Source organism: Mycobacterium intermedium (genome assembly GCF_002086275.1).
Taxonomy (GTDB): domain Bacteria; phylum Actinomycetota; class Actinomycetes; order Mycobacteriales; family Mycobacteriaceae; genus Mycobacterium; species Mycobacterium intermedium.
In genome coordinates, this window is the sequence record NZ_MVHT01000079.1 from 21,386 (window position 1) to 33,296 (window position 11,911).

7 protein-coding genes are annotated in these 11,911 nt (G+C 63.1%); 2 read left to right on the plus strand and 5 right to left on the minus strand.

Annotated features, from left to right (window positions below; genetic code table 11):
- The 4 genes from BST27_RS22955 to BST27_RS22970 are packed head-to-tail and all read right to left on the minus strand — an operon-like array spanning window position 1 to window position 3,491.
- Window positions 1-747: an ABC transporter permease gene (locus BST27_RS22955; RefSeq protein ID WP_069417874.1), complete on the minus strand. Its 747-nt coding sequence runs from the start codon at window positions 745-747 to the stop codon at window positions 1-3.
- On the minus strand, window positions 744-1,421 hold the full coding sequence (locus BST27_RS22960) for an ABC transporter permease (RefSeq protein ID WP_069417873.1): 678 nt from the start codon (window positions 1,419-1,421) through the stop codon (window positions 744-746). Before BST27_RS22960 ends, BST27_RS22955 begins: the two co-directional genes overlap by 4 nt.
- Window positions 1,409-2,542 (minus strand): ABC transporter ATP-binding protein, encoded by a 1,134-nt coding sequence (locus tag BST27_RS22965; protein ID WP_069417872.1) that lies wholly within the window; start codon window positions 2,540-2,542, stop codon window positions 1,409-1,411. The genes BST27_RS22960 and BST27_RS22965 overlap by 13 nt, the downstream gene beginning before the upstream one ends.
- Before the next feature lies 1 nt (window position 2,543).
- Window positions 2,544-3,491 carry an ABC transporter substrate-binding protein gene (locus tag BST27_RS22970; protein ID WP_069417871.1) on the minus strand — a complete coding sequence of 316 codons (948 nt, stop codon included), beginning with the start codon at window positions 3,489-3,491 and terminating at the stop codon, window positions 2,544-2,546.
- Between the two features lie 108 nt (window positions 3,492-3,599).
- On the opposite strand from BST27_RS22970, the gene BST27_RS22975 reads away from it, so the two are divergent.
- A complete protein-coding gene (locus BST27_RS22975) occupies window positions 3,600-4,001 on the plus strand; it encodes a lipopolysaccharide assembly protein LapA domain-containing protein (RefSeq protein ID WP_069418030.1) in 402 nt (133 codons plus the stop codon).
- A gap of 33 nt (window positions 4,002-4,034) precedes the next feature.
- Here BST27_RS22975 and BST27_RS22980 read toward each other — a convergent pair whose 3' ends face one another.
- Window positions 4,035-10,715, minus strand: a complete 6,681-nt coding sequence (locus BST27_RS22980; protein ID WP_069417870.1) for a PPE family protein — start codon at window positions 10,713-10,715, stop codon at window positions 4,035-4,037.
- A 637-nt stretch (window positions 10,716-11,352) separates the two neighbouring features.
- Here BST27_RS22980 and BST27_RS22985 point away from each other — a divergent pair.
- Window positions 11,353-11,911: PE family protein (locus BST27_RS22985; protein ID WP_139805315.1), on the plus strand; the 559-nt coding region annotated here is incomplete at its 3' end.

Consider the following 11,911-nt stretch of genomic DNA (forward strand, 5'->3'; position numbering starts at 1 on the left):
CTACCGTAGGACGTATCTGGCTGCAGTGGCACCTTTGTCAATAACTCCGCCGTCAATTTCGCGGTCCGGCCACCCGACAGATCTGCGTAGCCGGCCCGTGCCGGGCACCGATGCCCACACCGCCAGCGCCAACAGGCCGTCGATGACGAGGGCCAACAACGCCACCAACAGCGCGCCCACCAGCGCAATATGGAATTCACGCTCCTTGATTCCGTCGATCAGGTAGCGCCCCAGCCCACCAAGACTGGCGTAGGCGGCCACTGTCGCGGTCGCCACAATTTGCAGCGTCGCGTTACGTAGCCCACTTAGCACCAGCGGCAGCGCGTTGGGCAGCTCCACCCGAAAGAGCACCCGAGACTCGCTCATGCCCATCGCACGGGCCGCATCCACCACCAGCGGATCGACGCTGGCAACACCCGCGTACGTGCCTGCCAGCAGCGCGGGCACGCCAAGCAGCATCAGCGCCACGATGGGCGGTCCAAGGCCCAGCCCGCACCACAGCACGCCCAGCAGCAGCACACCCAGCGTCGGCAGCGCACGCAGTCCGTTGACAGCCCCAACTACCAGCAGCCGGCCGCGACCGGTGTGACCGATGACCAACCCGAGAGGAACGGCGATAATCGCCGAAGCCGCCACGGCCATCGCGGTGTATTCCAGATGTTCGCCGATGCGAGCCGCAAGGCCGACGGGCCCGGTCCAGTTGCGGCCGGTGCAGAGATACGACAGCGCCTGCTCGATGAAGTTCATCGCGCGCCCCCGACGACGGGGGTTTTGAACGGCTGGAACAGGCTGCGACGCTCCCACGGCGTGATGAGCCAACCCGTCAGGTTGATCACCGCGTCGATAACGATCGCAAGCAGCAACAGCAAGACGATGCCCCCGACGATCTGATCGCTCTTGTTCGTTTGAAATCCCGCGGTGAACCAGGTACCCAGCCCCCCGATGCCGATCACCGAACCGACCGAAACCATTGCGATGTTCGTGACCACCACCACCCGCAGACCCGCGATAAGGACCGGAATCGACAGCGGCAGTTCGACTTTCAGCATCTGAGTGAACCGCGAGTAGCCGACGGCGGTGGCCGCGTCACGCACCGGCGCGGGCACCGCGTCCAGCGCTTCCAGCACCGCCCGCACCAGCAGCGCAGTGGTGTAGGCCGTAAGGGCCACGATGACGTTGGCCTCGTCCAGGATGCGGGTCTTGATGACCAACGGCAAGACGACGAACAGGGCCAGGGACGGGATGGTGAACACCACGCTGGCGGTTGCCGTCGTCAGTCGGCGCAGCGTCGGCGCGCGATGCACGACCAAACCCAACGGAATCGCAATCACCAATCCGATCAGCACCGGAACCAACGACAGCCGTAGATGGACGATGGTCAGCGCCCAGGCGGCGTCGAGGTGCGTCATCAGGTAGTGCATGTCGTGGCCTCGCCGTCGGGCATCGTGCCTCTTTGAAACGCGGTCAGCACATCGGTGGCCCGGATGCCGCCGATGACGCGACCGTCGGCGTCAACAGCGACCCCCAGCGACGACGGTGACGACAACGCCGCGTCGAGTGCCTGGCTGAGGTTTCCGCCGGGACGAAACACCGACCCGACAACGGCCATGCTCTCCGACAACGCCGCTCCGGCGCGGTACCGGCCCAGGCCCTCCTGGTCGATCCAGCCCAACGGCTTGCCGTCGTCGTCGACCACCAGCGACCAATCCTCGTGCAGTCGCGCGCCACCCACCGCGCCACCAAGACCGCTCGCGGGGATCCGCTCCAGCTCGTGCATGGGCAGCCCAGCACCGTCAACGAGTTGCAGCCACCGATAGCCGCGGCCCAAACCGATGAATTTCGAAACGAATTCGTTGGCCGGCCGCGAAAGCAGTTGGCTTGGCTTGTCACACTGCTGCAGACGTCCGCCCGGTGCGAACACGGCCACCACGTCGCCGAGCTTGAACGCCTCGTCGATGTCGTGGGTGACGAACACGATGGTCTTGCGCAATTCGCTTTGCAGACGCAGGATTTCGTTCTGCAGATCGTGGCGGACGACGGGGTCGACGGCGGAGAACGGCTCGTCCATCAACAGAATCGGTGGGTCGGCGGCGAGCGCGCGGGCCACCCCGACACGTTGCTGCTCCCCTCCGGAGAGTTGCCTCGGATAGCGGCGTGCGACTTCGGGCTTCAGTCCGACGCGTTCGAGCACTTCATAGGCGGCGGCACGCGCGGCGCGGCGCGATTGCCCCTTCAGTATCGGCACCGTGGCAACGTTGTCGATTACCCGCTGATGCGGCATCAGTCCCGCACTCTGGATGACGTAGCCGATGCCCAGCCGCAGCCGCACCGGGTTGACCGTGGACACGTCGGTGCCGTCGACGGCGACAACGCCCGCGCTGGGATCGACCATCCTGTTGATCATTCGTAGCGCCGTGGTTTTGCCGCAACCGGAGGGACCGACGAACACCGTGAGCATCCCGGTGGGGACCTCGAGGCTCAACTCGTCGACGGCGGTATTGCCGTCGCGATAGACCTTGGTCACCTTGTCGAAGCTGATCATCTCAGGACCGCAGCGGGTGGTCGAAGCCGTTGTCGCGCGCCCATTCTCGTGCCGCCTCGTCTGGATCCACCCCGGAGTTTCCCGACACTCTTGCATTGAGTTCGGCCAGCCCCTCGGTGGTCAGCTTGGCCGACACGGCGTCCAGGACGTCCTTGAGCAGGTCCGACTTCTTCTGCGAATTCACCAGCGGGACAATGTTTCCGGCCAGAAAGTTGTGCTGAGGGTCATCGAGCGCCACCAATCGATGCTGCGGTATCCCTGCGGAAGTGCTGAAGATGTTCGCCGCGGTGACCGTTCCGTCCACCAGTGCCCGCACCGTCACCGGGCCGCCGCCGTCGTTGATGACTACGAAATTCTCCGGACGAATGTTCAACCCGTATTTCTGCCGCAAGCCGGGCAACCCCGACGGCCGGGTCTGGAAGGCCGACGGCGCCGCGAACCTCACCTCGTCCGAATGCGCCGCCAAATCGGCGATCGTCTTCAGATTCCACGCTGCCGCCGTCGCACTCGTCACGGTGACGGTGTCGGTGTCCGACGCGGGGGACGGGGTCAGGATCGACAGGTCGCCGGGCAACCGCTTGTACAGCTCCAATTCGACCGCATCCAGCATGGTCACCGTCGACCCGGGCTCGAAGTACAGCAGCAGATTCCCGATGTACTCGGGCACCAGATCGATGGAATGGTCCTTGAGCGCCGGGATATACGTCTCACGGCTGCCGATTCCCATTCGCCTGCCCACGTCAAACCCGTTGACCTGCAACGCGTGTGCATAGATTTCGGCAACGATTTGCGATTCGGGGAAGTCGCCCGAACCAACCACGATGGATTTCATATTGCCCGACACCGACCCGAGCGGGTCAGCACTGCCGCAGCCCGCGAGCAGGCACACCGTACCCAGCCATACGGTCGCGGCGAGCATCGTGCGACGCGCGCGTCGCAACATCCTCATGCCGCCGACACTAGCGCCACGATGAACAAGACGTCGCCGCACACGGCATCCGGCAGCCTGTCCGCGTGGTTTGTTTCATTCCGCACCGGATGCGACGAAGATGACACCATGACCAGCAACACACCTGGCTCGCCCGACCAACCGGCACCGGCGCCCGAACCACGGACCGCACCGCCGCCCGCCGCGCCCGCCGTACCCAAGGACTCGTCGGCCAAATTCACCCGCGCGGGTGCGTTATGGGCCGCGTTGACTGCCGGTTTCCTCATCCTGATCTTGTTGCTGATCTTCGTCGCGCAGAACCCGGCGTCACAGCAGTTCCAGTTTCTCGGCCTGCATTGGAGCCTCCCCCTGGGCGTGGCCATCTTGCTGGCGGCCGTCGTCGGCGGTTTGCTGACGGTGGTCGTCGGCACCGCGCGGATTCTTCAGTTGCGCCGCGCCGCCAGGAAGAACTACGGCACGGCCTTGCGGCAGACCGGCGGCAATGCGCGCCGCGGCCCCGGCCGGCCCTGACCACTTCGGTCCTGGCCCCTACGCCACGGACCGTTACGGCCCTACGCCCATGTAGAGGAAGCCGGACAGCTTGCTGCCGATGTTCGCGATGCCCGAGTTGAGCGCCGGCAGAATTGGATCCAGCCCGCTCATGTTGTACCAGCCGGAGATGGTGTTGCCGAGGTTGAGCGCACCCGACACCAGCTGACCGAAGTTCCTGAAGCCGGAGAGCCCCTCGCCCACCGAGACGTTCCAGAAGCCCGAACTGCCCGCGCCGGTGTTCCCAAATCCCGACCCGCCACCGGCACCCGTGTTGAAGAACCCGGACGACGGGGCCACCGTGGAGTTGCCCACCCCTGGCGCCATCGGGAAGTTGAGCGGGATGACGATCGGGCCGAGGCTGCCGGTGAGGTCCAGCGGCAGAATCGGAATGACGATCTCCGGAGTGACGATCGGACCGAGCGTCCCCCCGAGGGTCAGCGGGATCCCGCCTACGGTGATCACCGGCGTAGAGATCGGGCCCAGCAGGCCACCCAGCGATACCGGCAGCGGACCGATGACGATTTCCGGGGTGGAGAGCGGACCGATGGTGGCCCCGACACCCAACGGGAACGGGTTGATGATGATCGGCTGGGTGACGATCGGGCCAATCCCGCCGCTCAGGTCCAGCGCGAACGGAAGAATTTCGATTGGCGGGGTCACGATCGGGCCGATGGAGCCCTCGAGCGCCAAGGGGAGCGCGCCGATGTTGATGGGCGGGGTGACGATCGGACCAATCGATCCGCCCAGGCCCAGCGGCAGCGCGCCAATGGTGATTTCCGGGGTGATGATCGGCCCGACGGTGCCGCCCAACGCCAAGGGGAACGGCAGAAGGCTGATAGGCGAAGTGACGATCGGGCCGATCGTTCCGCTGATGCCCAACGGGAATGCGCCGATGGTGATCGGTGGGGTGACAATTGGGCCGATCGTGCCGCCGATGCCCAACGGGAACGCCGGAATATTGATGGGCGGGGTGATGATCGGGCCGACGGCGCCGCCGAGATCCAGCGGGATGACCGGAATGTGGATCGGCGGGGTGACGACCGGGCCGACGAAGCCCACCAGGTTTAGCGGGATTGCCGGCACGTGGATCGGCTCGGTGTGAATCGGACCGATGGTGCCCTGCAGGTCGTTCAGGCCGAACGCGGGGATGGTGAACGACTGGGTCCTGATAGGCGGGACGCTGAGGCCGAATTCTTGGATACCTGCCGGCAATAAATTGCCGAGGACAGAGAGGGATATCGGCGATTCTTGAACAATAGAAATATTGTTCAGATTGATGGGATCCACATAACCCTCACCAAAATCGATGATGGGTATGCTGAACAGCCCCAAATCTATTTCCACCACGCCCAAGTTCAAGGGGAATCGGGGAATTGACCCGGCTAGTCCGATTTGGCCGATGCCACCTTGCACCAGGAGGGCAAGCCCGATTTGGTCGATTCTGATGGGGCCCACCCTGATGTCGAAGCCGTTGATCTCGAGCGCCGGAACTTCGATGGGGCCGATGCTGGCATCGATGGGGCCGATCGTGAACGCGGGAATGTTGATCGACGGAATCGTGAAGGGGGCGAGGGCGGCGCTGAGGGTCAGCGGGAAGTCGGGAATCTTGATGGGCGCAATGGTGAACCCGCCTACGGTGCCACCCACCCCAAGGGGGAACTCGGTGATATTGATCGGCGCGATGTTGATGCCGCCGACGGTGCCACCCAGTTCCAGCGGGAACGGCAGGATGTTGATCGGTGCGATAACCAGCGGGCCGACAGTTCCGTTGAGGGCCAACGGGAACGGGATGATCTCGATCGGCGGGATGCCAATGGGCCCGATGGTGCCGTTGATGCCCAGCGGGAATGCGGGAATGTGAATCGGCGCCACCACAATCGGCCCGATACCACCGGTGATGTCCAACGGGAACGGAAGAATCTCGATAGGCGGCACCACGATCGGGCCGATGCCACCGCCCAAATCCAATGGGAACGGGAGAATTTCGATAGGGGCGATGACCAACGGGCCGATTCTGCCAAACAGGGAGAGCGGCAAGGCGGGAATATTGATCGGCGGAACCACGATAGGGCCGACCGCGCCGCTGAGGTCCAGCGGGAAAGGCAGAATCTCGATCGGCGGAACCACGATGGGGCCGATACCACCGTCGAGCCCCAGCGGGATTGACGGAATTGTGATCGGCGGCACCACGATCGGACCGATTGCGCCGCTGAGGTCCAAGGAGATCCCGGCAACGGTGATGGGCGGAACCACGATGGGGCCCAACCCGCCGCCCAATTCCAGCGGGATCGGCGGCAGGCCTGAGGTGTAATTCAGCGACAGGGTCTGGTAGTCGCCCGACCAGAGCATCCCGGTGCTGAAGTTGCCCTGGATGAAGGCGCCGGTGTTGACATCGCCGGTGTTGGCGAAGCCGGTGTTTGAGTCGCCGGTGTTGCTGTAACCGGTGTTGGAGTTACCGATATTGAAGTCGCCGGTGTTCAGGTTGCCGACATTGAAACTGCCGGAGTTGTAGTTGCCGAAGTTGGCGAAGCCGGTGTTGGCGATGCCGGAGTTCCCGATACCGGTATTTGCGGTGCCGCTGTTGCCGATGCCGGTGTTGTAGTTGCCCGAGTTGCCGATGCCCCAGTTACCGGTGCCGGAGTTGAACAGGCCGACGTTGCCGGTGCCGGAATTCAGACTGCCGAAGCCGAAGTTGTTGTCACCGGTGAGTCCGAATCCCTGGTTCCCGTTGCCGGTGTTCCCGAAGCCGAAGTTGTTGTCGCCGGTGTTGCCGATGCCGATGTTGTTGTTGCCGGTGTTGCCCCAGCCGATGTTGAAGTGGCCCGGTGTGAAATCGGCGCCGACATTGCCGAAGCCGAAGTTATTGTTGCCGAAGTTACCGAAGCCGAGGTTGTTGTCGCCGACGTTGCCGAAGCCGAAGTTGCTGTCACCCAGGTTGCCAAAGCCCAGGATGTTGAAGTTCCCAAGATTGCCGCTGCCGATATTGCCGCCACCGACGTTGCCGTTGCCGATATTGAGGCCGCCCAAGTTACCCAGACCCAAGTTGACGCGCAGCGTCGGGTCCGCGGATCCGGTGCCTAGGTAGAGCAAGCCCGATAGTTCGCTGCCGATGTTGTTGAAGCCCGAGGTGAGCGCCGGCAGAGCGGGGCCGAGCGCGCTCATGTTGCCCCAGCCGGAGATGGTGTTGCCGAGGTTGAGCGCACCCGACACCAGCTGACCGAAGTTCCTGAAGCCGGAGAGCCCCTCGCCCACCGAGACGTTCCAGAAGCCCGAACTGCCTGCGCCGGTGTTTCCAAAGCCCGACCCGCCACCGGCCCCGGTGTTGAAGAACCCGGACGACGGGGCCACCGTGGTGTTGCCCACGCCCGGTGCCATCGGGAAGTTGAGCGGGATGACGATCGGGCCGATGCCGCCGGTGATCTCCAACGGCAATATCGGAATGACGATTTCCGAGGTGACGATCGGGCCGACCGAGCCCCCAAGGGTCAGCGGGAAGCCGCCGATGGTGATTTCCGGTGTGGATATCGGACCGACAAGGCCGTTCAACGACAACGGGAACGGGCCAATACGGATTTCCGGGGTGCTGATCGGTCCGATGCTGCCCAGCAGGCCCAATGGGATCGGGTTGAGGGTGATCGTCGGGGTGACGATCGGGCCGATATCGCCGCCGACCTCAATGCGGAACGGGATGATATCGATCGGCGGGGTCACGATCGGGCCGATGGTGGCGCCAACCTCTAAGGGGAGCGCGCCAATGGTGATGGGCGGAGTGACGATCGGGCCGATCGTCGCGCCTACCCCCAAGGGGAGCGCACCGATGGTGATCTCCGGGGTGACAATCGGTCCAAGCGTGCCGCCCAGACTCAGCGGCAACGGAAGAATATTGATGGGCGGCGTCACAATCGGCCCGATCGTGCCGCTGATTCCCAATGGGAAGCCGCCGATGGTGATCGGGGGAGTCACAATCGGCCCGATGCTGCCGCCGATTCCTAGGTCTATCGGCGCAATCGAGATGGGCGGGGTGATGATCGGACCGATGGCGCCGCCGAGATTCAGTGGGATGACCGGAATGTGAATGGGCGGGGTGACTATGGGACCAAGAGATCCCACCAGATTCAGTGTCAGCACCGGGAAATTGATCGGATCGATATGAATCGGTCCGATGCTGCCTTCGAGGTTGCTCAGGTTGAAGGCTTCAATGGTGAACGGATCGATGCTGAGATTAGGAACGCCGATGGTGAACAACGGCATGTTAATGGCCTGGGTGGAGCCGGTAATACTGAGCGTCAATGGCGCGATTTGTCGAATATCGACATTGCTGAGGTCGATAGGGCCGAGGTATCCCTGCTCTATGTCGACGACGTAGAGTATGTCGCCCAACATGATGTCGAATCGGGGAATTTGGCCCCTCAGTCCGAGTTGGCCGATGCTGCCGGTGACGTTGATGTTCACACCGATCGGATTCACCACGATAGGACCGGCGGTTATGTCGAAGCCGTTGATATGAATTCCCGGGACATCGATGTCGCCGATGGTGGCATTGATGGGCCCGATGGTGAATCGCGGAATGTCGATCTGCGGAATCGTGAAGGGGCCGATGGCGCCGTTGATGCTCAGCGGGATTTCTTGGATATGGATGGACGGAATGGTGAATCCGCCTACGGTGCCGTCGATGCCCAGAGGGAACTCGGTGATGTTGATCGGCGGGATGGTGATGCCGCCGATCGTGCCACTCAGTTCCAGCGGGAACGGCAGGAGGCTGATTGGTGCGATCACCAGCGGACCGACGGTACCGCCCAATTCCAACGGGAACGGGATGATCTCGATCGGCGGGATGCCAATCGGCCCGACGGTGCCGTTGATGCCCAACGGGATTGCGGGGATGTGGATCGGCGGAACAACGATCGGCCCGACGGCGCCCGTGAGGTCCAGCGGGAACGGCAGGATCTCGATCGGCGCGATCACGATCGGGCCGACGGCGCCGCCCAACGTCAATGGGAACGGGATGATCTCGATCGGCGGGATGCGCAGCGGACCAATGATGCCGGTCAGCGACAGCGGGAAGGTGGGAATCGTGATCGGCGAAACCACGATCGGGCCGATGGCGCCGGTGAGGTCCAGCGGGAACGGCAGAATCTCGATCGGCGCGATCACGATCGGGCCGATGGCGCCGTCGATGCCCAGCGGGAATGAAGGAATGGTGATCGGCTGAACAACGATCGGACCGACAATGCCGTCGAGACCCAGCGGGAACGCGGGAATGTTGATGGGCGGCACGACGATTGGGCCGAGGTTGCCACCGATGTTCAGCGGTACGGGGGGAATGCCTGAGGTGTAGTTGAGCGCCAGGCTCTGATAATCGGCCTGCCAGAACACCCCGGTGCTGTAGTTGCCTTGGAGGTACGCACCAGTGTTGAGATCACCGGTGTTGCCGATACCGGTGTTCGAGTCGCCGGTGTTGGTCCAACCGGTGTTGGAGTTGCCGATGTTGAAGTCGCCGGTGTTCAGGTTGCCGACGTTGAAGCTGCCGGAGTTGTAGTTGCCGAAGTTGGCGAAGCCGGTGTTGGCGATGCCGGAGTTTCCGATACCGGTATTTGCGGTGCCGGTGTTGCCGATGCCGGTGTTGTTGGTACCCGAGTTGCCGATGCCCCAGTTACCGGTGCCGGAGTTGAACAGGCCGACGTTGCCGGTGCCGGAATTGAGGCTGCCGAAGCCGAAGTTGTTGTCACCAGTGAGTCCGAAACCCTGGTTGCCGTTGCCGGTGTTGCCGAAGCCGAAGTTGTTGTCGCCGGTGTTGCCGATACCGATGTTGTTGTTGCCAGTATTACCCCAGCCGATATTGAAATTTCCCGGCGTCAAGCCGGCGCCGATGTTACCGAAACCGAAGTTGTTGTTGCCGACGTTGCCGAAGCCGAAGTTGTTGTTTCCGACGTTACCGAAGCCGAAGTTACTGTCGCCCAGATTGCCGAAGCCCAGGATGTTGAAGCTGCCGAAATTGCCGCTGCCGATATTGAGGCTGCCGACGTTTCCATTGCCGATATTCAAACTACCTAAGTTTCCTAATCCCAGGTTGATGGCGAGCGTTTTTGTCTCCGTCGCCGCAGCCGCTACGCCACCGGCCACGGAATTGCTCAGGCTCGCGTCGATCACCTGACTCAACAATGCCGAAGGATTCTGCAGCAGTTGCGTGAATGGTTTCAGCGCTGCGGCGGCAGTGGAAGCTTCGACGTGGTAGCCGATCATCGCGGCCACATCCTGTGCCCACATTGCCTCGTAGCTGGCCTCGGTCGCGGCGATTGCCGGCGCGTTGAATCCGAAGATGTTCGAGAGCACGAGCGATACCAGCTCGGACCGGTTGGCCGCGATGGCAGCCGGATGCACGATCGCCGCCATGGTCGCTTCGAAGGCGGACGCCAGCACCCGCGCCTGGGTGCCCGCCTCGGCCGCTTGCATCCCCGTGGAGCTCAACCAACCCGCGTACGGAGCGGCCGCTGCTGCCATCGCCGACGAAGCCGGGCCCTGCCATGGGCCGCCCGCGAGTCCCGCCGTCACAGAACCGAATGACTCTGCGGCCGCAGCTAATTCGGCCGCTAGCCCATCCCACGCCGCCGCGGCCGCCAACATTGGTGCAGGCCCCTCACCCGCGAAGATCCGAGCCGAGTTGATCTCGGGTGGCAACACTGAAAAATTCATCGCACCCTCTCTCAGGTTGACTCGGATCAAACCCGCGGACCGTCGGCAATGCCGAGATCCAACCAATAGTCGTCAAGACTGGCCCAACGGAAGACTCAGGATACGGAGATGACGAGACGAGCTTGAGCTTCTACCAAACCGTTAGGTGATCGTTATCAAACCGTTATTCTAGAACGCATATTCGCGTCTAACAGGCGGACGATTCAACCCCCGATGTCCAGTAAAGTTACGCGGCCGGCTAGGCCATTTCGTTTTGCCGAAAACGAAACCGTTGGGTTCGCAAAATGCCTGTTGGTGCGGCCTGTTTCAAGTACTGACGACAGCGCCAAGGTGGCCTACCGTGCCGCATATGCACTGTTCACAGCCCTGAATCGGCGGTGCGGAGGCTGCCTGGTGGGCCTTGTCCAGGCCGGTCGTCTACACAAGCCGACTCGGTCTTCTCGATGTTCAAATATTGATCAAACCCGCGGAAAAGCCTACGCATTTGACGCGACCCGCGATAATGTCTTGGCGAGATAACTATTCGATAACGTTTGCATTTCGCCTAGGTCTCGCTTCTGGGGTGTGCGACACGTGCTCAATAGCATCTAGGTCTCTCCCGACACGACGAGTCGACGACAAGAAGCGGGGTAGAGCCATGTCATTTGTGATCGCAGCTCCTGAGGCACTCGTGTCGGCAGCCTCGGATCTGACGAGCCTCGCTTCGGCTCTCACGGCGGCGAATGCGGCCGCGATGGGGCCTACGACGAGCTTGGCCGCCGCGGCTGCTGACGAGGTATCCGCAAGCATCGCAGCACTTTTCGGCGCACATGCCGAGAGCTACCAGGCCGTCAGCGCTGAGGCGGCCGCCTACCATGTCCGGTTCCTGCAGGTACTGAACGCAGGGGCAGCATCCTATGCCGCCGCCGAGGCCATCAACGTCGGCCCCCTACAGCCCCTGCTCGACCTGATCAACGCGCCGACCCAGATCTTGTTCGGACGTCCCCTCATCGGCAATGGCGCCGACGGCGCACCTGGTCAGAGTGGCGGACCTGGGGGTTTTCTGCTGGGGAACGGCGGCGCCGGAGGCAGCGGGGTTTCGGTCAACGCTCCTGGTGGGGCGGGCGGTGACGCGGGGTTGTTCGGCAACGGCGGAGCCGGCGGAGCCGGCGCCACCGGCCAGGTCGGCGGGAACGGCGGCAGGGGCGGCTGGATTC

What these genes read in the sequence shown, in the direction of transcription:
- BST27_RS22975 (WP_069418030.1), top strand. Translation starts at nt 3,600, where the DNA reads ATGACCAGCAACACACCTGGCTCGCCCGACCAACCGGCACCGGCGCCC.
- BST27_RS22960 (WP_069417873.1), bottom strand. Translation starts at nt 1,421, where the DNA reads ATGCACTACCTGATGACGCACCTCGACGCCGCCTGGGCGCTGACCATC.
- BST27_RS22980 (WP_069417870.1), bottom strand. Translation starts at nt 10,715, where the DNA reads ATGAATTTTTCAGTGTTGCCACCCGAGATCAACTCGGCTCGGATCTTC.
- BST27_RS22955 (WP_069417874.1), bottom strand. Translation starts at nt 747, where the DNA reads ATGAACTTCATCGAGCAGGCGCTGTCGTATCTCTGCACCGGCCGCAAC.
- BST27_RS22970 (WP_069417871.1), bottom strand. Translation starts at nt 3,491, where the DNA reads ATGAGGATGTTGCGACGCGCGCGTCGCACGATGCTCGCCGCGACCGTA.
- BST27_RS22965 (WP_069417872.1), bottom strand. Translation starts at nt 2,542, where the DNA reads ATGATCAGCTTCGACAAGGTGACCAAGGTCTATCGCGACGGCAATACC.